Source organism: Chryseobacterium sp. CFS15 (genome assembly GCF_031118795.1).
Classification (GTDB): domain Bacteria; phylum Bacteroidota; class Bacteroidia; order Flavobacteriales; family Weeksellaceae; genus Chryseobacterium; species Chryseobacterium indoltheticum.
This window is the reverse complement of sequence record NZ_JAVHYL010000005.1, coordinates 1-23255: the sequence shown is the minus strand read 5'-3', so window position 1 is coordinate 23255 and position 23255 is coordinate 1. Positions and strand designations below refer to the sequence as shown.

Below are 23255 nucleotides of genomic sequence, written 5' to 3'. Positions count from 1 at the left end.
GCAAATATATAGTTTTTAATTATTCTAAATAAAATAGCTAATTGATATTTGTCATATTTATTTAATAAGTATTATTCTGTAAATAACAAAAACCCGCCTCAAATGAGGCGGGTTTTTATAAAATCTATAATTTATCTCTTATGCGGGAATTTCTCCTCTGTATAAGAATGAAATAATTTCTTTGTTCATCTTGTCTACCATTTCACTGAAAAGGTGGAAAGATTCTTGTTTGTAAATCACCAAAGGATCTTTTTGTTCGTAAACGGCTCCTTGAGAAGATCTTCTCAAGTCATCCATTTCACGAAGGTGAAGTTTCCAGTTTTCATCAATGATTGATAAAGTAATATTCTTTTCAAAATCATTAATTAAGCTGTCACATTGTGAATCATAAGCTTCTTTTAAATCTGTAACGATGGTTAAAGTTTTCACACCGTCAGAGAAAGGAACCTGGATCATTTTGAACATAGAACCTTGATTCTGATATACATTCTCAATAATTGGGAACGATTTTTCTTTCAGCAGATTCAGCTTCATATTATAATCGTCCTGAGCTGCTTTGAATAGAATATTGGTAAGTTCGGGAACTTGTTTTGATTTAAAATCATTTTCAGAAACCGGAGATTCCATCGTGAAGTTTTTAATCACCTCAAATTCAAAATCTTTGTAGTTTCCAGAAGCTTTGCCTTTGGTTACAATAGAGTTTGAAACATCAAAGATCATATTCGTAATATCATACTTCAGGTGATCTCCGAACAAAGCATTCTTTCTTCTTTTGTAGATTACGTCACGCTGTTTATTCATTACGTCATCGTATTCCAAAAGTCTCTTTCTTGTTCCGAAGTTATTTTCTTCTACTTTTTTCTGAGCTCTTTCGATAGATTTACTGATCATAGAATGCTGAATTACTTCACCTTCCTTATGCCCCATTCTATCCATCATTTTTGCAATTCTTTCAGAACCGAATAAACGCATCAAGTTGTCTTCCAGAGAAACATAGAACTGCGAACTTCCAGGATCTCCCTGACGTCCCGCTCTACCTCTCAACTGTCTATCAACACGTCTAGAATCGTGTCTTTCTGTTCCGATAATTGCTAAACCACCTGCTTCTTTTACTTCTTTAGAAAGCTTAATATCGGTACCACGACCTGCCATGTTGGTTGCAATAGTCACAACTCCTGGCTGACCCGCTCCGGCAACGATTTCTGCTTCTTTTTTGTGCAATTTTGCATTCAACACCTGATGCTGAATTTTTCTTAGCTGAAGTGCTTTAGAAAGTAATTGTGAAATCTCAACAGAAGTTGTACCTACCAATACCGGTCTTCCCGCTGAGGTTAGATTTTCAATTTCTTCAATTACTGCGTTATATTTTTCTCTGTTGGTTTTGAAAACCAAATCTTGTTTGTCGTTTCTCTGGATCGGACGGTTGGTAGGAATTACCACCACATCTAATTTATAGATCTGCCAAAGTTCTCCTGCTTCAGTTTCTGCTGTACCTGTCATCCCCGCAAGTTTGTTGTACATACGGAAATAGTTCTGAAGTGTTACCGTGGCAAAAGTTTGGGTAGCCGCTTCGATTTTTACACTTTCTTTAGCTTCAATCGCCTGGTGTAAACCGTCTGAATAACGACGACCTTCCATAATACGGCCAGTCTGCTCGTCTACGATTTTCACTTCACCGTCAATTACCACATATTCATCATCTTTTTCGAATAATGTATAGGCTTTTAATAATTGGCTCATGGTGTGAACACGCTCTGATTTTTCGGCAAATTCTGCGAAAAGCTTTTCTTTAGCTTCAAATTCTTCTTCTTTAGATAAATTTTTAGCTTCTACTTCTGCGATTTCAGTTCCGATATCCGGAAGTACGAAGAAGTTATTATCCGAATTTCCTTGAGACATGTATTCAACACCTTTGTCTGTCAAGTCAACCTGATTGTTTTTTTCTTCGATTACGAAGTATAGATCTTTATCTACAATCGGCATGTCACGGTTGTTGTCAGCCATGTATTGAGCTTCAGTTTTTTGAAGCAATGCACGATTTCCGCTTTCCGATAAAAATTTGATTAATTGTCTGTTTTTAGGAAGACCTCTGTAAGCCTGAAGTAATTTGAATCCTCCTTCTTTAGTATTTCCTGCTGCTATTAATTTTTTAGCCTCATTAAAAATACCAGAAACAGTTTTTTTCTGTACTTCAACGATTCTGTCGATTGAAGGTTTTAAAAGATCAAATTCTTGTCTGTCACCTTGAGGAACCGGACCAGAAATGATCAATGGTGTTCTCGCATCATCAACTAATACAGAGTCAACCTCATCCACGATGGCAAAGTTTAGTTCTCTCTGTACCAATTCTGTAGGCGAAGTTACCATGTTATCTCTCAGGTAATCGAAACCAAATTCGTTGTTGGTTCCGTACGTGATATCTGAGTTGTATGCTTTTCTTCTTCCGTCAGAATTGGGTTGGTGATTATCGATACAGTCGATAGACATTCCGTGGAATTGGTACAATGGTCCCATCCAAGCGGAGTCTCTTTTTGCAAGATAGTCATTCACCGTTACTACGTGAACTCCTCTTTCGGGAAGTGCATTTAAGTAAATAGGAAGTGTTCCTACCAACGTTTTACCTTCACCGGTTGCCATCTCAGCGATTTTTCCGCTGTGAAGAATTACACCACCAATAAACTGCGTATCATAATGCACCATATCCCAAACTACTGGTGTTCCGGCTGCGTTCCATGAGTTTTTCCAAACTGCCTGATCTCCCTGGATTTCAATGAAATCTTTTCCGGCAGCAGCTAATTCTCTGTCCCAATCTGTTGCTGTTACACGAATTTCTCCGTTTTGAGCCCATCTTCTTGATGTTTCTTTAATCAAGGCGAAAGCTTCTGGAAGAACCTGCAAAAGAACTTTTTCTTCAATTTCGTAAGAATCTTTTTTCAAAGCTTCTATTTTAGAAAAAAGCGCTTCTTTCTCATCAACATTGGTAGAGTTTTTTATCTGCTCTTTAATTTGTTCTATCTGCGCTGTGATACTGCTGGTCGCTTCTTTTATTTTAGATTTAAATTCGGCGGTTTTCTCTCTTAAACCATCATCAGATAGTTCTCCGATACCTGGCTCAACAGCTTTGATTTTTGTTACAACTTTTTTTACTTCCTTTAGGTCCTGCGCTTTTTTGTCTCCCAAAAACCCTTTAAGAACTTTATTTAAAAAACTCATAGAATTTGATTTAAGCTCAAAGCTTATTGCTTTAAGCATATTAAAATTACACGCTTTGGTGTGTATTATATATTTAAAAAAGCTTTAAGTATACCACCTAAAGCTTAATGCTTTTCATTAATATTCGTCTTCGTTCCAAAGATAATCTTCATCTGTTGGATAATCGCTCCAAATTTCGTCGATAGCATCGTAAATTTCTCCTTCGTCTTCAATTGCCTGAAGGTTTTCTACCACTTCCATTGGTGCACCAGTTCTGATTGCATAGTCGATAAGTTCTGCTTTTGTCATCGGCCAAGGTGCGTCGCTTAGATATGAAGCTAATTCTAATGTCCAGTACATAATTTATTATTTTTTGCAAAAGTATAAAAATAGGTTATATTATAATCTTTTTTTATGAATTGATTTTCAATTCTTTTTGTTAAACTTTGTCTATATTTCACTGCAGATGCATGTAAGTGTGCAGGCGCAGTAGATTGATGTCATTTTCTCAAAAACCATTCCACAAATTTTTTTGTGCCATTTTGGAAGTTTGTGACTGGTTTGTAACCTATTAAATTTTGTGCTTTTGTAATGTCAGCGCTGGTTTTCTGTACGTCACCCGGCTGAAGTGGCAGTATTTTTCTGATGGCAGTTTTATTAAGATTTTTTTCAATTTCTGACAACATTTCAGTTAAAGTGACTACTTCATTTTCGCCTAAATTAATAATTTCATAGATGTCGGAATTTTTCTCAAGATAATCTATTGATTTTAGTATTCCGTCAATGATGTCGTCTATGTAAGTATAATCTCTTGCTGTGTTTCCGTCGCCGTAGAAAGGGATTTCTTTGTTTTCTGAAATGAGTTTTGTAAATTTATGAATGGCTAAATCAGGTCTTTGCCTTGGTCCGTAAACCGTGAAAAACCTAAGCTGAATCATGTCTATACCATATAAACTGTGATAAACGTGACCTAAAACCTCCCCACTTTTTTTTGTCGCTGCATACGGTGAAATTGGTTGATCTACATTATCAGTTTCACAAAAAGGAATTTTCTCATTGTTACCATATACGCTTGATGATGAGGCGCAGATGAATTTTTTTATCCCGAATTGATTACAGAGTTCCCAAAGATTCATCGTACCGCGAACATTCACTTCTTCATATTCCAAAGGTCTTTCAATAGACGGTCTTACGCCAGCAAGAGCCGCTAAGTGTATGATAAAATCGATATGATGTTTGTGAAATACTTTGTCTAAACCTTTTTGGTCTCTGATATCCTGAAAATATAAAGTGTAATGTTCTGATTTTGAAATTGAAATTAAATTTTGAATATCATTTTCTTTTTCGGAAAATTTAAAATCAATGTTTTTTTCAAGAGAATCTAAAGTATTTTTAATTTTTATCTTATAATCATAAAAATCATCAAAATTGTCAATGTTTATGACAGAATGTCCTTCTTTCAATAATTTTTCTATCAAATGAGAACCAATAAATCCGCTTCCTCCTGTTACGAGATAAATCATTTGCTAAGTTTCTTTTACAAATATATCCATAAACTGAAAAAGAATCTCAATAAAACACTGAGATTCTTTTATGTTTAAATGATTTTATTATTTGATCAGTACTTTTATAGATATAGCTGCTTCGTTCTCCTCAACATTTAGAATGTAAATTCCTTTTGGTAATTCAGAAACGTTTATTTCGCTTTTAACTGTTTTGCTAATAAGTAATCTTCCTGTTTGATCGAAGATTTTCACTTTTTTATCAGAATTTTTACTTGAAGTAATAAAAATTTTACCATTACTTACAGAAGTAGGATAGATATTAAATCCCTTTTTGTTGTTTTCACTAGTCGCTAAAGTACCAGCAGTTCCCGTCAAATTTATATCATCAATTCTAAAGCCTACATTAGAATCTAAAACATTGGTTAATCTGATTCTCAAATTGGTAGTTGCGGGTATTACTCCGGTGGGGCTTATCAACATCCAATTAGCTGTTCCGGAGCCTGTAGGTCTTGTATAAGTTAGTGGTGTCCAGGTTGTTCCATTGGCACTTACTTCGATAGTAAGTTCGTTATTTGAAGCGATTGTACTTTTCTGATGACCCAATGTCATTGAAATACCCATATAATTGGAAGTGTTTATTCCTTCAATTATCAATGTTTTTGCAGGGTTTCCTGAGGTTGTAGTAACTTCTCCTAAAAATACACATCCACTGCCACTTGCTCCAGCATAGCCTACTGATGGACTAGAGGTTCTTACATCTGCAGTTCCCGAATACATGATCGGACTACTGTTTTGGTATCCCGAATAAGCTGTCAGTAAAGTTGTTGCGGTAGGAGTTCCGAAATTCTCCGAATAAATAGTAGTTTGTGCAACAAGTAATGATGCCAATAATATTGACAAGATAGAATAGAATTTTTTCATCTTTTTTATGTTTTTAGTGATAGTGAAGTTAGGAATTTATTTTTAAATGACTAAAAAAGTTTACATTTATATCATAATTAAAATTTTTTGAAATGCAGTTTTCCGGACAAATATTGAAAATGACAACCTATGACGATCAACCGATACAATATTATCTAAATCTTTCTGGAGATCTTATCCACATGAATGAATTATTTGGAAAAGAAATAACCATAAAACATACAGGTTTTCAGTGTGTAAATTGCGGATTAGATAAGACCATATACAGAATGGGATTTTGTAAAAGCTGTTTTTTCGAAAGTCCTTATGCGAGCGATACAATTATTCGTCCCGAGCTGTCTACAGCGCATTTGGGAATTGGTGAAAGAGATTTAGATGTAGAAAGACAAATCCAATTGCAGCCGCATACCGTATATCTAGCATATACAGGAGATGTGAAAGTGGGTGTGACAAGAAATACACAAATTCCTACCCGATGGATCGATCAGGGCGCAACATTTGCTTTACCGATCGCGAGAACAGAAAACCGATACGAAGCAGGAATGATAGAAGTTGCCTTGAAAGATCATCTTCCTGATAAAACGAACTGGAGAAAAATGTTGCAGGACGATTATGAAGATGACATAGATTTGGCAGATTTTCAGCGGAAAATAAGAGAATATTTCCCTGAAGATTTTCAGAAATTCTATTCTGAAGGTGAAGATATGTGGAAGTTTGATTATCCTTTTTCAAAGCCTGAAAAGATTACATCTTTTACATTGGATAAAAAGCCTGAATTTACCGCAAAACTGAATGGTATTAAAGGTCAATATCTGAGTTTTGAAGGAGGTAATTTTATGAATGTCAGAGGACATGAAGGGTATGTAATTGAGTTGACTGTAAAAAATTAATTGTATGTATTAAAACTTTATATGATGAAAAAACCTTGGGTTAAAAAGCTTTTTATAGGTCTGGGAATTATTTTCGGCCTCGTATTGCTTGCTAATTTCGGACTTAATATATGGCTTAAAACCCAATTGCCCAATTACATCAAAAAAAATACAGATTATAAAGTTTCATACAAATCGCTCGATGTTGATCTTGGAACCGGAAATATATTTGCATCCGGAATTACCATCAATAATAAAGATCCACAAAACATAAACGTTATAGGCCTTCAGGGAACAATTGATACTTTAAAGATCAGTCGTTTCGGAATTTACGATGCGTTGTTTAATAAGACCATAAGTTCTTCAGATTTATTGCTTTCAAAGCCGAATCTTAATATTATTCTGGCAAAACCTGTCGACAAAAAAACCGGGAAAAAGCCAAATCCGGTTAGTTTTGAAAATATCAGAATCAATAAAGGAACAATTAATATTTTTAAACATACCAAGCAGAAATTTGTTGAGGTTAATCAGCTGGATTTATTTATAGAAAATCTGCAGATGACTGAAGAATCGGTAGAAAATAAACTTCCTGTTGTTTTTGATCATTACAGCATTCGCGGAAAAGATTTTTTCTTTCAACCGGATGATATTTACACGATAAAAATAGATAAGATTACTACAGCGAACGGGCAAATGTCTGTTGAAAACTTTCAGCTTACACCAATTATTTCGTTCGAGCAGTTTAAGAAAAGTTATCCTAAAAAAACTCAAATGTATCAATTCAGCATTCCTAAAATGAATTTTAAGGATATTGTTCTGAAAAAAAATAAAGTTTCACTGGCCAATGCAAACTTTCAAAATCCTTTTGTGAAAATTTATACAACAGGAGTTTCTGCGATAAAAAAAGCAGAGAAAAAAAGAAATTTTGAGCTAAATTTAGATGATATCCAGTTGAGTAATGCTAAAATTCAAGTGTTAAAACCTAATGATACTGATTTGTTTTTTGCTGAAGATTTAAGTGTTAATATCAATAAATTAGAATTTTCCAAAGAAAGCTCGCAGGAGGTAATTCCGGTACTGTATAAAGATTTTAAAATTGCCGGAAAAGGAATTCACTATAATGATCAACAAAATATTTCTGTTGAAAGTTTTAATTTGAATCCTAAAGGCGGACAAATAAAAAATCTGGTTGCAAAGCCTGGCAACTCGCCAAAAATGACAATGGATTTTAAAACCAACCTGATTCAGTTTAATATTAATGATTTTAAATTTGTTGATAAAAAATTAAATCTCGACGTTAAAGATCTTCTGATTGACGGGATTAACGGTAAAATTACTGCAGGAAACGCTGTTCCAAAGAAAAAGATAGCTGTTAAAGGAATTGAGTTTCCGATTCTGGTAGGGAAAATATCACTTAAAAATTCAAACATTACTTATGAAAGCGGCAAACAACCGCTGACTTTCAATGCACTAAATGCGACGGTAAACCAACTTGAGTTAGTAGAAAATGCCGCAAAAAACGGAATGGCGGTGAAAATAAAAGATTATGCACTCACAACCAAAAATTTCATCTATACAACAAAGTTTTATAAAATGAATGTCGGAGCTTTGGCTGTAACCAAAAATAAAATTGACATTGATCAATTTGCGATGACGCCATTGGTTTCGCGGGCCCAGTTTATCAGAATGATTCCCGTAGAAAGTGATTTGTATGATATAAAAGTGAAGCAGATTTCTGCGCAGGGAAGTTGGGACTTTTTTTCAGCAAATAAATTTATTAATGCCTCAAATGTTACTATCAACTCTGCAAATGCCAATATTTTCCGAAGTAAAATTCCTGCCGATGATCCCAAAGAAAAGCTTTTGTATTCTAAACTGTTGAGATCGATCAAAATACCGGTGTATATTGCTAATCTCAATCTGAAAAATTCAGTTTTAGAATACGAAGAAGATACGCCCAAAAGCGACGGGCCGGGAAAATTGATTTTTACCAATTTTAACATGAATGTGAAAAATCTGAATTCTGCTAAAATGAAAGGTAAGTCAACTCAGGTTGCCATAAAAATAAATTGTGACTTTATGGAGACTTCGCCACTTTCTGTTAATTGGGGCTTTAATACAGCAGATCTTGGTGACCGTTTTTCTATTTCTGGGAAATTGATAAATATTCCTGCGAGAGCACTCAATTCTTTTATAGTTCCTTATTTAAGTGTTTCGGCGACCGGAACGATACAGGAAATGCTGTTCGATTTTAAAGGAAACCCAAAAGGAATTGGTGGTGCATTTAATCTTAAGCATAAAGATCTTAAAATTTCGATTTTAGATAAAGAAAGTAAAGAGAAAAAAGGCTTTTTAAGTGCCGTTGCGAATGTTTTTATCAAAACAGACTCTGATAAACTTCCCGAATCTGTTATTGTGGAAGGAGTAGAAAGAGATCCTACAAAATCTTTTTTCAATATGTTCTGGAAAGGGATTGAAGACGGTTTGAAGAAAACATTGATCGGTATCAATATAGACAAAACTAAAAAAACCGTTGAAGGAGCAGTAAATACCGTAAAGGATGTAAAAGGTAGTGTAAAAGATGTGAAAAATTCTGTGAAGCAGGCCAAGCAAGATATTTCCAAAGAATTAGCGACACCTAAAACCAATACAGATACGCCAACTGAGGAAAAAAAAACTGAAAAACCAAAAGAAAAGAAAGGGTTGTTTAAAAAGATATTCAAGAAAAAAGAAAAACCCGAAACTGAATAATTCCGGGGGATTCTATATTTAAAATAAATTTTATTTAGTATTCGTCGCTTTCCTGAATCGGAATAGCACGAAGGAAAGTATCAAATTCTTCGCCAGAATAATTGCTGTCTGCACCATAAGAGTCAATGATAATTCCTAAATTTTGTTCATTGTCCTGCAATACATACAAGGCAACGTTATCATCCGGATTACTGTCGCCTTCAAAACGGTATGTTTTCAGGATTAATAATTCCTCTGGAGTATAGTTTTTTTCAGAGTTATCATACTTCATTTGACATTCATCATTCATTCTGAATTCTTTGTGAATCCCTCTTTTTCGCAGGGTTTCCATAACCTGACTCAGAGTTGTCATTTGGTCGTTATTTTCTGAATGTTCCATAATAATATTTTTAGTTTATACTACAATTATTAAACCATAATGAAGTATATATTAACAAAATATGGATGTAGATTTAACGAAAATTTTTATTACATAAATATAAATAGGTATACTATTTGATATAAAAATACAAATCGTAAAAAAAATGAAAAAAGAAGTTGGAGTTTTACTGGCAGGAGGAGTTGGCCTTTTGGCGGTATTAAGTTTTTTAAGCGTAAAGAAAATTTTAGGTAAAAAACATAAAAAATATAACGAGTACTATTCTGATCATCACAGACATTTTGATAGAAAAAATGATGATGACGATCATGGTATTGAGTTCTACGCATTCAAATAAAAGTAATAAATAGATATAGATTTTTGAAGTCCGGCATCCAAATTTTTGGTGTTGGATTTTTTTTGTGGAAAACTTTTGTCTTAAAACTTATTATTTTTAAAACAAAGCTTTATAATTTTACATAGAAATGCAGAACGAAAATATCATAAAAGGACAAGGTGCTCAGCGAAATGTAATTAACCGTTTCGACAGATTTACTTTTGAGCCTGAAGATGAAGATTTCGACATTATAAAAACTTCTTTTACCGAAGTATTCCCCAAAACGATTGTTAATCAGGTTAAAAGCGAAGATTTACCGATGGAATACTCGATGAATACTTATCAGGGTTGTGAACATGGATGTTCTTATTGCTTTGCGAGACCAACCCACGAATACTGGGGCTACAGTGCAGGAATTGATTTTGAAAGAAAGATCATGGTCAAGAAAAATGCTCCCGAATTATTGGAAAAATTTTTTAAGAAAAGAGGCTATAAACCTGAACCGATTTTAATGTCGGGAAACACCGATTGTTATCAGCCGGCAGAAAGACAATTTGAAATCACCAGACAATTGTTGAAGGTTTGCCTGGATTACAGGCATCCGGTAAACGTTTTGACAAAAAATGCTTTGGTTCTGCGTGATCTGGATATTCTAAAACCTCTGGCGGAACAAAATTTAGTTTCTGTATCGTTGAGCATCCCGACAATCAACGAAGATTTGCGCAGGAAGATGGAACCCAGAACAAGTACGGCAAACAATAAACTGAAGGCAATAGAAGTGCTTTCTGAAAACAATATCCCCGTTCATGTTATGGTGGCACCGATTATTCCAGGATTGAACAGCGATGAGCCGTTGAGCATTTTAAAATCAATTTCTGATGCAGGAGCTCAAAGTTTTGGTTATACTTTAGTCAGGCTTAATGATACGGTACAGCCTGTTTTTGTAAAGTGGATTGAGGCTCAGTTTCAGGATAGGGCACAGAAGGTTTTAAATTTAATCTGTTCTATGCGTGGCGGAAATTTAGGTGACAAACGGTATTTTGAAAGACAAAAAGGCAGCGGAAATATTGCAGAAATGATTCACAATACGTTCAAAATAGGAAGAAAAAAGTTTTTTGAAGGGAAAGAATTTCCAAAACTTTCTACCGACGGTTTTACCGGAACTAAAGAGCAGCAGCTGAAATTGTTTTGATTATTTAAACTTTTTATTAGATAAAAAAAAGACTTCTGAATAAACAGAAGTCTTTGTAATTTATTGAGAGAATTGATTTATCCGATCAGTTCTTTTGCCTGCGTTAATGCGGCTTCAGTGATTTTACTTCCGGATATGAGCTGTGCAATTTCGTTCAGTTTTTCCTCATCGTTGAGAGGGATAATGGTTGATTGGGTTTTACCGTTAATGTCCTGTTTTACAACTTTGTAATTGTCATTTCCTTTTGCGGCAACCTGTGCCAAATGAGAAATAACGATCAGCTGCATATCTTCAGACATTTCACGCATTAAATTTCCTATCTCTTCAGCTACTTTTCCGGAAACTCCGGTATCAATTTCGTCTAAAATCAAAGTCGGAAGTTCATCGCTTTCGGCAATGATCTTTTTCACAGCAAGCATTACGCGAGATCTTTCACCACCTGAAATAGCGGTTTGAATAGGCTTTAAAGGAAATCCCGAATTGGCCTGAAATAATAATTGAATATTTTCTTTACCAAACTGATTGTATTCTGAAGCTTCAGTAATCTCAATATCAACTTTAGCTTTTTCTAAACCAAGTTTTTTAAGCAAATCTTCTGCTTTTTTAATGAAAACAGGAATGCTTTTCTTTCTGTTTTTTGAAAGTTTCTGGCTTAAAGATTCCAGAGATTTTTCTTTTTTAGAAATATTTTCAAGAATTTGTGCAATATTGGTCTCAATTTCTGCTGTTCCTTTCTGTTCGCCCGAAAGCTGATCTCTAATTTCCTTTAAATCTTCAATATCAGTAACATTGTGTTTTAGGAAAAGACTGTTTACTTTATTATTAAATTCTAATAGTTGAGCTAAAGTTTCAGGATTAATTTCAATTCTATCGGCTTCATCTTCCAGCTCCGAAATAATATCTTTGATTTCTACAAATGATGTTTCAAATCGTTCGCTAAGTTCTGCGAAGCTTGTTGATACCTCAGAGATTTTAGAAAGTTTAGATTTTGCTTCATTAAAAAAGGAAAGAATTCCTATTTCCTCCTGATGAAATCTTGACAGAAGCTGAGCCAGATTTTCAGAAATCATACCTGCATTCTCCTGTACGGAAAGCTGATTCTGTAGATCTTCATAGTTTACATCATCCATTTTCAGATCTTCCAGCTCACTCAAAAGAAATTGCTTGTAATCACTTTCTTTAGTATTTTCTGAAAGTTGGGTCTGAAACTTTTTAAGCTGAGTTTTTAAAGACTGGAATTCATAAAAATCGTGCTGATAATTTTCAATCAGGTTTTTGTTATCTGAAAGTCCGTCGATGATTTTAAACTGATATTCTGAAGTAAAAAGATTTGACGTTTCAAACTGAGAATGAATGTCGATCAACTGAGAAGTCAGCTCTCTCAAAATATCCAAAGTGACCGGAACATCGTTAATAAATGCTCTTGATTTCCCTGAAGGCAAGATTTCACGTCTTATAATGGTTTGATGCTCGTAATCGAGGTCATTTTCGATAAAGAATTTTTTAAACTGGTTGTTCAGTTCAAATTCGGTCTCAACAATACTTTTTTCTTCAGTTTTTGAAATTGACTTTATATCTGCTCTTTCACCCAAGATCAATCGAAGAGCACCGAGAATAATAGATTTACCCGCACCTGTTTCACCGGTAATTACCTGTAAACCATTTTTTAAAGATACTTCGAGAGCATCGATAAGGGCAAAATTTTTAATGTAGATTCTTGAAAGCATAGATCAGAGGCAGATTACGTTTGTTACTGCAAATATAAAATTTAGAAGTCAGAATTCAAGAATTATGCCTGTTACTTCCACTTATTCCATCTGGATTCTGTGTTCTTTGGTGAGAAAATAATCATCTGTTGCTTCAAAGCACTTATGTTTACCGCTCCATTATTGCCAGAATTGAAAATATTGAATATTTCATCAGCTTTGGTATCCATAAAAAGATTGAAGAAGTAATTCTGCTGGAAAGAGTTTTCGTACGTTTTAAGCTGCATCAAAGCATCAAAGATAATTTTCTTAGCCTGTGTTTGATCCTGATTAAACAATCCGTCTAAACCCGCTCTGTGATAGGTGTAAATCGTTGAACGCAATTGGCTCATATTCGGATTAAGAATCTCGCCGATTAAAATAGAACGGCTTCTGGGCTCATTGATTTGATTCCAACCTTCATAATTTCTGTTCTGAGAATTCTGGGCAATTTGTTGCGCTTTTGAAAACCACTGCGTTCCGCCCATCGACTGAAAACTGTCTGCATCGTAACCTAATATAAGATAGACATAAAAGCTGATCACATCAATTAAATTTTTCCCCGAAAACTGTCTTTCATTAAATATCAAATTTTCATTTTCCGCATATTCGAAACCGAACCGCGTATCCTGAAGATTTAAAAGCGGAGATTCGTACGAACTGTTAAATACAGGGCGAACTGCCTGAACAACTATAACTCCTTTAAATCTGTTTCCTTCTCTTTCGCTAAGAACAATTGAGATATTTGATTTTATTTTTTCGAAATTCTGAAGTTTTTTACCGGTCCAGCTCGTGTTGTTGATAAAATCTCTGAGACTTTTTTCCAAAGCTTTAAAAACCTGTGTGTTACTTCCTCCCAATTGTTGAGAGTTCACCTGAACTGTAGCCAGAATTTCCTGAGAAAAACCAAAATTAAATGCGATGAGAAGAAAAAGTATGATTATTTTTTTCATTTGACAAATTAAAAGTTGAAAACGGAAATTTATAACATTTATTTTAAATACTGAGCTTCAATACAATCGAGAATATCTTTAGCGACATTTTCTTTTGATTTTAAATCAAATTCTATTTTCTCGTTTTTTGTAAATATCTTTATTTTGTTGGTGTCGTTTTTGAAACCGGCTCCTTCATCACGAAGCGAATTCAGAACAATCATATCCAAATTTTTCTTGGCCAATTTTCCTTTCGCATTTTCTTCTTCGTTTTGAGTTTCCAAAGCAAATCCTACCAAAAACTGATGTGCTTTTTTCTCGCCCATCGTTTTCAGAATATCCGGATTTTTGATGAGTTCTATCGTAAAAATATCTTCATTCTTTTTAATCTTTTCTGAAGCCACCACTTTCGGAGCGTAGTCTGCAACTGCGGCACTTGCAATTCCTATGTCGATCGTATCATAATATTCTAAAACTTTATCGAGCATTTCTTTTGCTGATGTAATTCGGTGTAAATTGATATTTTCATGTTGCGGTTTCAAAGAGCTTGGCCCTGAAATAAGAATCACTTTGGCGCCTCTTTTTGCTGCTTCTTCAGCTAAAGAAAAACCCATTTTTCCTGAAGAATGATTTCCAATAAAACGAACAGGATCAATAGCTTCATACGTTGGTCCGGCCGTAATCAAAACTGTTTTTCCTCCCAAGGATTTTTTTTGATCAGAATTAAAATGCTCTTCTATCATTCGGGCAATGGTTTCCGGCTCAGCCATTCTCCCTTGGCCAACTAAACCACTTGCCAATTCTCCACTTTCAGCAGGAATTACTGTGTGACCAAATTCTTCGGCAAGTTTTAGGTTATTTTTGGTTGAAGGATGTTGATACATATCCAAATCCATCGCAGGAGCAATGAAAACCGGGCATTTTGCCGACATATACGTTGCAATCAAAAGATTGTCACAAATCCCGTGAATCATTTTTGCCAAAGTATTTGCCGTACAGGGAGCGACAATCATTAGATCTGCCCAGAGTGCCATTTCGACATGGCTATTCCATGTTCCGTTATCACTATAAAATTCTGTGTAAACAGGTTTTTTTGAAAGCGTTGAAAGACTAAGTTTAGTAACAAAATGTTCTGCATCAGAAGACATGATTACCTGAACTTCGGCTCCTTTTTTTATCAAGTCTCTGATGAGGAAATGAATTTTATAAGCAGCTATTCCGCCAGAAACGGCAATGAGAATCTTTTTCCCGGAAAAACTCATGTAGATTTTTTTAAAGGACTAATTTACTTATTTTTTTCAAGAACCTTGTTGTCTTATTTATGCGCATTTTGATAATTCTAATAATGGCAATATATAGAAACAACAAAAAATCATAGAAGAAACTAATCTTCTATGATCTTAGATTTTATAAAAATAAAATTTTATTATTTTCTTTCTTCAGTTTTTCTGAAATATACATCACCATCCAACCATTCTTGGATTGCGATAGATGTTGGTTTCGGAAGTTTTTCGTAGTGTTTTGAAATTTCGATTTGTTCTCTGTTTTCAAAAACTTCTTCCAAAGTAGAGTTGTGAACAGCAAATTCGTCTAATTTATTGTGTAATTCAGTACGGATTTCTGCATTGATCTGCTCTGCTCTTTTCCCCATGATCACAATAGCTTCATAGATTGAACCTACTTTATCTTCAATCTTATCTTTATCGTAAGTAATAGTATTTACTTCTGCTTTTGTATCTTTTACGCTCATTTTGAGAAAATTATTTTAATTATAAGATGGCAAATTTACGAATTATCTTTGGATTTTGAAAGTCGCCGCCGGAGGAGGTGTCTGTAATGCAGCACTGTCTCTCTGAATCTGCATTGCTTTCTTCTCGTTAGAGATCTGTTCTTTCATTTGCTCTTCTGTTTTATTCTGCTCTGCAAGCTTATCAGCGATCTTTTTTTGCTTCGCCGTAAGTACTGCAATTCTTTCTTCCATTTGTTTTTTAGCAACAGCAAAATCTTTTTTCTCTTTTTCGAGTTTTTCTCTTAAGTCTAATGCTGTTTTAGAATATTCTGTATCTGGAAGTTCTTTTTCAACCTGTCTGGTAAAAGCTAAAGCACTTTCTATACGCTCGCTCTTTAGATCATAGTTGGAACCTACAGCCAAAGAATAGCGTGATTTCATGATGTAATCATAGATTTTTGGACGAAGTTTGGTACTTGGGAAGTCGTCCAAAACATTCTCAAAAGTAGTAACTGCAGCTTTGTAATCTGCCATTTTGAAATATTGCTTGGCATTTTCGTAAGCTTTGAATTCCAGTTTATAAGAAAGCTCATCAATCATGGTGTTGATGTTTTTTGATCTTTCGGAAGTAGGGTAGGCCGTCAAAAATTCCTGAAGCTCATTAATTGCCAATTCTGTACTAGACTGATCCAAGTTATAATCCATAGAACCGTTATAATAACATAATGCAGACATATAAGCCGCTTCTTCTTTTCTGTTATCCTGAGGGAAACTTACCGAGAAATTTTTAAACTGATTTCCTGCCAGTCTATAGTTTTTATCGTAATAGTTGGCATATGCAGAATTGAAAACCACGTTGGGTGCATCATCTGTACCTGCCACCAAATTTGGAAGTCTGTCATAAAGTGCCAATGCATTTTTCCACTTCTTTTTAGCAAAATTTTCGTTTGCAGCTTTAAGAATAAAGTTTTTGTCTGCACTTCTCAACGCTTTTTCCTGCTGACTTTTGCACGATGCCAAAACAGCAATTGCGAAAATACCTAAAATATACTTTTTCATATAAAATGTAACAGTTTTCGGGTTTACCGAGCTATTAATTTGCAAAAATATAACTTTTTTGCTAAAAGATTTTTTTTTATGATTATTTAACGTAAAATTAGTCTGCTGCATATCCCAAAACAGCAAAAATATTCATTAAGAGATTCATTCTCACCTTTTTTTCAGCTTCTTTGGTGTATGATTCGTCGTCTTTGTGAGGTACATACAGCTCATAGAAATTCTTATTTCTGATGACAAATAAGGTAGAGCCTATAATGGTAGTAAGGATATCCTCAGGTTTTGGTGTGAATGTAAAAACTCCGGAAGTGACTCCTTTTTTGATGACTTCATCTAGTTTTCTTACAAAAAGCTGATAAAAATCGAGCAATTCATCTTTAAGATTTTCGGTATGGCGAAGTTCCTGGGTGACAAAACCGTGAAAATAATTATATCTGAAAAGCTGGCTTACAATATATTTTATCATTTCTTTCATCTGCATTTCGGGTCTGCCATCTTTTATAGTGTCTGCAAATTCAGAAAAATTCTCTCTGGTTTTCAGTACCCGATACTGATAAAGATAAGACATCATTTTCTCTTTAGAACCAAAATAATAAGAAATCATTGCGACATTGATATTTGCTTTGGTGCAAATATCTCGTACAGAAGTTCCTTCATATCCTTTCTTAGCGATGAGTTCTTCAGCAATATCAAGAATGTGAATCTGCTTCTCAGAAAACTTTTTTCCCATGCGTAGGTTTTTAGTAAAGTTAAGACTTTTTAACATATCTGTAAACAGATGTTTAATAATTTTCAGCCTTACAGTAATTATAGTATTTTTGAATATGAAATTTTTTGATTTTCATCATCATAATAAAAATATAAGCTACGGAATTTACAATCTGGAATTTGGTGAAACTCCGTCAAACTTTCAGTATTCAATAGCGATTCATCCTCAAGATATTCAATCAGAAAATATTGAAAGTCAATTTAGTTGGTTAAATTCTAATATTACTCAAAACTGTTTTGCCATCGGAGAATGTGGTCTTGACGGATTGATTTCTATCGAACAAAAAATACAGGAACAGGTCTTCAAAAAACAAATTGAAATTTCTAATGAGTTTAAAAAACCATTAATCATCCATTGTGTAAGAAAATTCTACGAGGTAATTTCTTTCAGGAAAGTAGCGAATCAAGCCATGATTATTCATGGGTTTAATAAAAAACAGAGTGTCGCAGATGATTTGCTTAAAAATAAATTTTATTTGAGTTTTGGAAAACCTGTTTTGTATAATCTATCTTTGCAGAATGTTTTAAAGACGACTCCTTTAGATAAAATATTTCTGGAAACTGATAATGAAGATTTTAATATTGAAGAATTATATGCAAAAGTTTCAGAATTAAAGGGAATTTCTTTAGAAAAACTTAATCAACAGATTTTAGAAAATTTAGAAACAATTCAGCATGGATAAAGTTTGGCTTGAAAGAACAGAGTTACTGATAAAAGAGGCAGGTGTTGAAAAATTAAACAAAGCCGCAGTTTTGGTTGTAGGCTTAGGAGGGGTGGGTTCTTTTGCCGCTGAATTCTTAGCCAGAGCCGGAGTCGGGAAAATGACAATTGTAGATGGTGATACTGTAGATATTACGAATATTAACAGGCAGCTTCCTGCTCTACATTCTACTGTAGGAAAGCATAAAGTAGATGTTGTTTCAGAAAGATTGATGGATATTAATCCGAATCTTGAACTTGTAAAAGTCAATGAATTTTTGAATCCTGAAAGAATGGCAGAAATTCTAGACGACGGAAATTTTGATTATATATTAGATTGTATAGATAGCGTAAGCCCGAAAGTATCATTAATTATTGCAGCAAGACGCAGAAAAATAAAAATTGTAAGCTCAATGGGAGCCGGCGGAAAATCTGATCCTTCTAAAGTTATGGTTCGTGACATCAGCAAAACCCAGCATTGCCATCTTGCAAGAGAAGTTAGGAAAAGACTGAAAAAAGAAAAAATAGATAAAGGAATACGTTGCGTTTTTTCGGATGAAATTCAGGATGAGGAAAGTTTAAAAATGACTGACGGAAGCAATTATAAAAGATCTTTCTACGGAACCATTAGCTTTCTTCCTGCAATTTTCGGATTGTACGCAGCTGCAGAAGTTATCAATCATCTAGTGAAGAAAGATTAATGTCTGATTTTAAATATCCAAAAGACGAAAAGCTCAAAAAAGAGAATGAGATCACTTTACTTTTTGCAAAAGGTAAGTGGAAGAGTTGTGGGAATTTGCGCATTATCATTCTTAAAAATCATCCGGATCTACAAACTGAGAATGTAAAACTAGGAGTTTCGGTTTCTAAACGATATTTTAAAAAAGCGGTGTGCAGAAATCGTATAAAAAGACTTTTAAGAGAATGTTACCGTCTAAATAAAGATATTTTTAAAACAAGTTTTGGTGAAAAAACAATTGCGATGATGTTCTGGGTTTCGAATGAGCTTCCTGAGAAATTTCAGGATGTAGAAGCTGAATTCATTAAGCTTTGTCAGTCTCAGAAGAAGTCTTAGCAAGGTTAAATTTAATTATTTTATTGTTAATATATAAGGTTGCGCTCCGAAGGAGCGCAATTTTCATTTTCATATTTTCTACAAAGTTTCGGCTCCGAAGGAGCCGAAACTCAATCATTCTCATTATAGCACTTAAAAAATTGAGATGCAGGTGTTTGTATTTTTTGTAGCTTTAAACAAACAATTGATGTTATGCAAGATCAAATTCCTTATCTTCCGTATGTTCTGAGCGCATTTATTGGTATTGGGCTTGCTGCTGCAACTGGTTTCAGAGTTTTCCTACCGATGTTTGCAGTGAGTTTAGCTTCTTATTTTCAATGGATTCCCACGCATGAAAGTTTTGAATGGCTTTCGGGTCTTCCGGCATTAATCACAACGGGAATTGCCACATTAGCAGAAATTTTAGCTTATTATATTCCGATTGTAGATCATTTGCTCGATACTGTTTCTGTTCCGATGGCGACTATTGCGGGTTCTGTACTTTTTGCAAGTCAATTTGCAGATTTAGGAACATTTCCACAGTGGGGATTGGCTTTAATTGCGGGAGGCGGAACTGCTGCAACGATCAGTTCCGGATTTGCAGGAATTCGGGCGGCATCTACCGCAACAACTGGCGGATTGGGAAATCCTGTTGTAGGAACCGCAGAAACTGCAGGAGCAGGAATTATGGCTGTTTTGGCAATGGTTGCTCCTGTAATAGCAGCTTTTCTGGCAATTGCAACTGTAATAGCGATTGTCATTTTGGGTAGAAAAGCTTTGAAGAAATTGAGAAAACGAAAAGAAGTTTTGAATAATAAATTTTAAAAAGATTTTATTTAATTTCAAAAACATCCCGATCATTCAAAAACTGAAAATGATTTCTGAAATCTTTAAGTTCATCTAAATTCAATTCTGCAGAAACCAAATTTCCTTTTTTCTCAGCAATTTCTTTTCCGTCTGCAAAAAAGCAATGGGAACTTTCCTGGTAAAAAAGATCGTTCTCATCTGTGCCAATTCTGTTTAAGCCAAAAACATAAGATAGGTTCTCAATCGCACGTGCTTTTAACAAATGTTCCCAAGCTCCGACTCTTTTTTCCGGCCAGTTGGCAACGTATAAAATAGCATCATAATCATCATTATTTCTTGCAAAAACAGGAAATCTCAAATCATAACAAACCTGTAACAGAAAACGGATTCCAAGATATTCTACAATGACCCTTTCTTTTCCAGGTGTATAGATTTTGTCTTCGCCCGAGAACGAAAACAAATGCCTTTTATCATAAAATGTAACCTCAGAATCTGGCTTCACAAAATACATTCGGTTAAAAAACTGATCATCAACCTTTATAGAAGCACTTCCGGAAAATGCTGTATTTTTCTCTTTTGAAATTTTCTTTAAAAATTCTAAAGATTCTGCATTTTTATCTGAAACTTCAGCAGCATCCATACAAAAGCCTGTAGAAAACATTTCCGGCAGAAGAAATAAATCTGCTTCTTGGTTTTGTAGCTGATTCTCTATTAATTTAAAGTTTTCACTTTTATTTTTCCAGATAATATCCTGATTTAATCCTATAATTTTCATACGCAGATTTCTATTTTTTTTAATTGCCGTATGGAATCGCCTTTTTAAAATCACATCTATAATTTAAAAAAACGAACATGGCGATTTCATATTCCAAATTCAAAACTTGTATAAAATTACAGCTTTTAAATGGTTTCGGTTTTATATTTGCTGCAAATTGTCATTAGTAATAATTTAAAATTAAATCTATGAAGAAATTGGTTTTTATGTTGATGGTTTTTGCCGGAGTGGCAGTCAGTGCACAAGCCTACACAGGAAAAGGGGATCAGAAAGTTAATTTAGGTTTGAATGCCTGGGGCTATGGAACGGGGATTACCGCAACTTACGACTATGGTTTAAACCAGTTGATATCTGTCGGAGCCGGAGCTAATGCTTATTTTGATGGGTACAAAGACAATAATAAAGATAACAGGGTTTTTATATTTGGAAGGGTTAATTTTCATTTAAACGAAGCTTTAGAATTGCCTGAGAAACTAGATATCTATCCGGGAGTTGATCTTGGAGTTCTCGGCAGAGACTTTGGTATTGGAGCTCACATTGGTGCCCGATATTTCTTTACAGAAAAAGTCGGTGTTTTTGCAGAAGTCGGGAATAGCGGAAGTTTGGGAGTTTCTTTCAATTTTTAAAAAAGCAGTCACAATATATGACAAAGCTTCTCATTTAGAGGAGCTTTTTTGTTTGGCATCCTTTTGATAATTGTTACCTTTGCAAATTAAAATCTAAAAACAATTAATGGAATTAGCAATTAAGATCTTTCAATTTATATTAAGCATATCTATCTTAGTAATTCTTCACGAACTTGGGCATTTCTTACCCGCAAAGTATTTTAAAACCAAAGTAGAAAAGTTTTATCTTTTTTTTGACCCTTACTTTTCTTTAGTTAAGAAAAAAATTGGCGAAACTGAATACGGTATCGGATGGCTTCCTTTCGGAGGTTATGTGAAAATTGCCGGAATGGTTGATGAAAGTATGGATACCGAGCAACTAAAGCAGCCTGCACAACCTTGGGAATTCAGAGCAAAACCGGCTTGGCAGAGATTGATCATTATGTTGGGTGGAGTTACGGTAAACTTTTTCCTGGCTTGGTTGATTTACGGATGTCTTTCGTTTTTCAATGGTGAAACTTCTTTTGATACAGCGAAAGTTGATGCTCCAATGAATTATACGAGTGTTGCTAAAGGAATGGGTTTCCAGGATGGCGATAAAATCTTAAAAGTTGACGGGAAAACTCAGAATAATCTTGATAAATTAGCTTTAGACGTTCTTTTAAGTGACGAAATCACAGTTTTAAGAAACGGAAAGGAAGTTACATTCCCAACGAATGACGATGGTAAAGCGATGGCTTTCAGAGATGAGAATCCCAGAGCATTCCTTACGCCTAGATTTCCTGCAGTAATCGATTCTATATACAATCCTAAAACTGCTCAAGCTGGTTTGAAAGTTGGTGACCAAGTTGTTGCTGTTGATGGAAAGAAAATTTCGTATTACGACGAATTTCAGGAAACTGTAAGAAATAGTCCCGGAAAAGACCTGAAAGTAGATGTAGTAAGAGGTGGAGCAATTCAGCCGCTTGTTTTATCGGTATCTAAAGAAGGAACTTTAGGATTGGCTTCTTATAAGCAATTGACCAAATTCTACGAAACAAAACACTTTTCTTTTGGAGAATCTATCGGAAGAGGTTTCACAAGAAGTATTGAAAGCTTAACTTATCAAGTAAAACAGTTTAAATTAATCTTCAATAAAAAAGTTCAGGGTTATAAGAAAGTTGGTGGACCATTGGCGATCATCAAAAATATGCCTGTTGACAAAGCAAGAGACGGAAGTGTATCAATTGATTGGACGGCTTTCTGGAGTTTTACAGCAATGTTCTCTGTTTGGTTGGCGTTCTTGAACCTAATTCCAATTCCTGGGTTAGACGGTGGACATGTAATTTTCACTTTATACGAAATGATCGTTGGTAAACCTGTTCCGCAAAAGATCTTAGAAAATGCACAGATGGTTGGTGTTATCTTCTTGTTAGGCTTAATGTTACTGATTTTTGGAGCAGACATCTTTAAAATTATTACCAATAAATTTTAAAATTATTTAAAAAAATAAATAAAAAACTTGCGTGGTATAAATATCCGTCCTATATTTGCACCACTTAAAAATAAGGACATTCCTCCTTAGCTCAGTTGGTTAGAGCATCTGACTGTTAATCAGAGGGTCGCTGGTTCGAGCCCAGCAGGAGGAGCAAAAAGACTTACAGAAATGTGAGTCTTTTTTTTGTTTCATACTTTCCTGTTTTTAATTTTATTTGAAATTTAAATTACTGAAAAATAATCTGATAGCAGGTTTAGGGTAATTTTACCTCAAAAATATTTGTATAATATTGTTTTTCATATTATATTTGCACCACCTTAAAAGAGGGACATTCCTCCTTAGCTCAGTTGGTTAGAGCATCTGACTGTTAATCAGAGGGTCGCTGGTTCGAGCCCAGCAGGAGGAGCAAACCGTAGTCACTTAGATTACGGTTTTTTTATGTATTATATTTATATTTTGTTTTCAGAATCAGCAGATAAATA

22 protein-coding genes and 2 tRNA genes are annotated in these 23255 nt (G+C 34.5%); 12 read left to right on the top strand and 12 right to left on the bottom strand.

Translation table 11 applies throughout. The features are described from left to right. Nucleotides 1-138: 138 nt before the first annotated feature. From secA to OH814_RS09205, 4 genes are all read right to left on the bottom strand, one after another. Nucleotides 139-3213, bottom strand: a complete 3075-nt coding sequence (secA, locus tag OH814_RS09220; protein WP_308827958.1) for a preprotein translocase subunit SecA — start codon at nucleotides 3211-3213, stop codon at nucleotides 139-141. 117 nt (nucleotides 3214-3330) lie between these two features. Beyond that, entirely contained in the window at nucleotides 3331-3552 is a 222-nt protein-coding gene (locus OH814_RS09215; RefSeq protein WP_027382805.1) for a DUF2795 domain-containing protein, read from the bottom strand. Nucleotides 3553-3692: 140 nt separating this feature from the next. Continuing rightward, on the bottom strand, nucleotides 3693-4715 hold the full coding sequence (locus OH814_RS09210) for a GDP-mannose 4,6-dehydratase (protein ID WP_308827957.1): 1023 nt from the start codon (nucleotides 4713-4715) through the stop codon (nucleotides 3693-3695). A gap of 87 nt (nucleotides 4716-4802) precedes the next feature. Next, nucleotides 4803-5618 carry a T9SS type A sorting domain-containing protein gene (locus OH814_RS09205; protein WP_308827956.1) on the bottom strand — a complete coding sequence of 272 codons (816 nt, stop codon included), beginning with the start codon at nucleotides 5616-5618 and terminating at the stop codon, nucleotides 4803-4805. A gap of 92 nt (nucleotides 5619-5710) precedes the next feature. Between OH814_RS09205 and OH814_RS09200 the strand changes: the two genes are divergently transcribed. Both OH814_RS09200 and OH814_RS09195 read left to right on the top strand, forming a co-directional pair. Next, on the top strand, nucleotides 5711-6508 hold the full coding sequence (locus OH814_RS09200) for a DUF2797 domain-containing protein (protein ID WP_115620843.1): 798 nt from the start codon (nucleotides 5711-5713) through the stop codon (nucleotides 6506-6508). A gap of 24 nt (nucleotides 6509-6532) precedes the next feature. Then, nucleotides 6533-9238: a hypothetical protein gene (locus OH814_RS09195; protein ID WP_308827955.1), complete on the top strand. Its 2706-nt coding sequence runs from the start codon at nucleotides 6533-6535 to the stop codon at nucleotides 9236-9238. A 34-nt stretch (nucleotides 9239-9272) separates the two neighbouring features. On the opposite strand, the gene OH814_RS09190 is transcribed toward OH814_RS09195, so the two are convergent. Continuing rightward, complete coding sequence (locus OH814_RS09190; protein ID WP_115620845.1) at nucleotides 9273-9617, bottom strand: hypothetical protein; 345 nt, start codon at nucleotides 9615-9617, stop codon at nucleotides 9273-9275. Between the two features lie 145 nt (nucleotides 9618-9762). Between OH814_RS09190 and OH814_RS09185 the strand changes: the two genes are divergently transcribed. Together OH814_RS09185 and OH814_RS09180 are read left to right on the top strand one after the other, a co-directional pair. Next, nucleotides 9763-9954 (top strand): hypothetical protein, encoded by a 192-nt coding sequence (locus tag OH814_RS09185; protein ID WP_076561478.1) that lies wholly within the window; start codon nucleotides 9763-9765, stop codon nucleotides 9952-9954. Between the two features lie 127 nt (nucleotides 9955-10081). Next, nucleotides 10082-11125 (top strand): PA0069 family radical SAM protein, encoded by a 1044-nt coding sequence (locus OH814_RS09180; protein WP_308827954.1) that lies wholly within the window; start codon nucleotides 10082-10084, stop codon nucleotides 11123-11125. Nucleotides 11126-11202: 77 nt separating this feature from the next. Here the strand turns inward: OH814_RS09180 and OH814_RS09175 are convergent, their stop codons facing one another. The 6 genes from OH814_RS09175 to OH814_RS09150 form a co-directional block, all read right to left on the bottom strand. Then, nucleotides 11203-12852: a DNA repair protein RecN gene (locus OH814_RS09175; protein WP_308827953.1), complete on the bottom strand. Its 1650-nt coding sequence runs from the start codon at nucleotides 12850-12852 to the stop codon at nucleotides 11203-11205. Nucleotides 12853-12923: 71 nt separating this feature from the next. Continuing rightward, nucleotides 12924-13823 (bottom strand): DUF4835 family protein, encoded by a 900-nt coding sequence (locus OH814_RS09170; RefSeq protein ID WP_076561481.1) that lies wholly within the window; start codon nucleotides 13821-13823, stop codon nucleotides 12924-12926. A 38-nt stretch (nucleotides 13824-13861) separates the two neighbouring features. Then, entirely contained in the window at nucleotides 13862-15064 is a 1203-nt protein-coding gene (gene coaBC, locus OH814_RS09165) for a bifunctional phosphopantothenoylcysteine decarboxylase/phosphopantothenate--cysteine ligase CoaBC (RefSeq protein ID WP_308827952.1), read from the bottom strand. Between the two features lie 164 nt (nucleotides 15065-15228). Beyond that, nucleotides 15229-15552, bottom strand: a complete 324-nt coding sequence (locus tag OH814_RS09160) for a DNA-directed RNA polymerase subunit omega (RefSeq protein WP_076561483.1) — start codon at nucleotides 15550-15552, stop codon at nucleotides 15229-15231. A 42-nt stretch (nucleotides 15553-15594) separates the two neighbouring features. Next, nucleotides 15595-16590 carry an outer membrane protein assembly factor BamD gene (gene bamD, locus OH814_RS09155; RefSeq protein WP_076561527.1) on the bottom strand — a complete coding sequence of 332 codons (996 nt, stop codon included), beginning with the start codon at nucleotides 16588-16590 and terminating at the stop codon, nucleotides 15595-15597. 97 nt (nucleotides 16591-16687) lie between these two features. Next, nucleotides 16688-17317, bottom strand: a complete 630-nt coding sequence (locus tag OH814_RS09150) for a TetR/AcrR family transcriptional regulator (protein ID WP_115620849.1) — start codon at nucleotides 17315-17317, stop codon at nucleotides 16688-16690. A gap of 94 nt (nucleotides 17318-17411) precedes the next feature. Between OH814_RS09150 and OH814_RS09145 the strand changes: the two genes are divergently transcribed. From OH814_RS09145 to OH814_RS09130, 4 genes are all read left to right on the top strand, one after another. Then, a complete protein-coding gene (locus tag OH814_RS09145) occupies nucleotides 17412-18038 on the top strand; it encodes a TatD family hydrolase (RefSeq protein WP_308827951.1) in 627 nt (208 codons plus the stop codon). Continuing rightward, nucleotides 18031-18756, top strand: coding sequence for a tRNA threonylcarbamoyladenosine dehydratase (locus OH814_RS09140; RefSeq protein ID WP_308827950.1), 726 nt, complete (start codon nucleotides 18031-18033; stop codon nucleotides 18754-18756). Before OH814_RS09145 ends, OH814_RS09140 begins: the two co-directional genes overlap by 8 nt. Then, nucleotides 18756-19130 carry a ribonuclease P protein component gene (gene rnpA, locus OH814_RS09135; protein WP_308827949.1) on the top strand — a complete coding sequence of 125 codons (375 nt, stop codon included), beginning with the start codon at nucleotides 18756-18758 and terminating at the stop codon, nucleotides 19128-19130. Before OH814_RS09140 ends, rnpA begins: the two co-directional genes overlap by 1 nt. Before the next feature lie 192 nt (nucleotides 19131-19322). Continuing rightward, nucleotides 19323-19934, top strand: coding sequence for a DUF4126 domain-containing protein (locus OH814_RS09130; RefSeq protein WP_308827948.1), 612 nt, complete (start codon nucleotides 19323-19325; stop codon nucleotides 19932-19934). Nucleotides 19935-19941: 7 nt separating this feature from the next. On the opposite strand, the gene OH814_RS09125 is transcribed toward OH814_RS09130, so the two are convergent. Next, nucleotides 19942-20691 (bottom strand): nitrilase-related carbon-nitrogen hydrolase, encoded by a 750-nt coding sequence (locus OH814_RS09125; RefSeq protein WP_308827947.1) that lies wholly within the window; start codon nucleotides 20689-20691, stop codon nucleotides 19942-19944. A gap of 188 nt (nucleotides 20692-20879) precedes the next feature. On the opposite strand from OH814_RS09125, the gene OH814_RS09120 reads away from it, so the two are divergent. From OH814_RS09120 to OH814_RS09105, 4 genes are all read left to right on the top strand, one after another. Then, nucleotides 20880-21317 (top strand): DUF6646 family protein, encoded by a 438-nt coding sequence (locus OH814_RS09120; protein WP_308827946.1) that lies wholly within the window; start codon nucleotides 20880-20882, stop codon nucleotides 21315-21317. A gap of 106 nt (nucleotides 21318-21423) precedes the next feature. Beyond that, nucleotides 21424-22770, top strand: a complete 1347-nt coding sequence (gene rseP / locus OH814_RS09115; protein ID WP_115620855.1) for an RIP metalloprotease RseP — start codon at nucleotides 21424-21426, stop codon at nucleotides 22768-22770. Nucleotides 22771-22850: 80 nt separating this feature from the next. Next, nucleotides 22851-22924, top strand: a tRNA-Asn gene (locus OH814_RS09110). A gap of 181 nt (nucleotides 22925-23105) precedes the next feature. Further along, a tRNA-Asn gene (locus tag OH814_RS09105) sits at nucleotides 23106-23179 on the top strand. Nucleotides 23180-23255 lie beyond the last annotated feature (76 nt).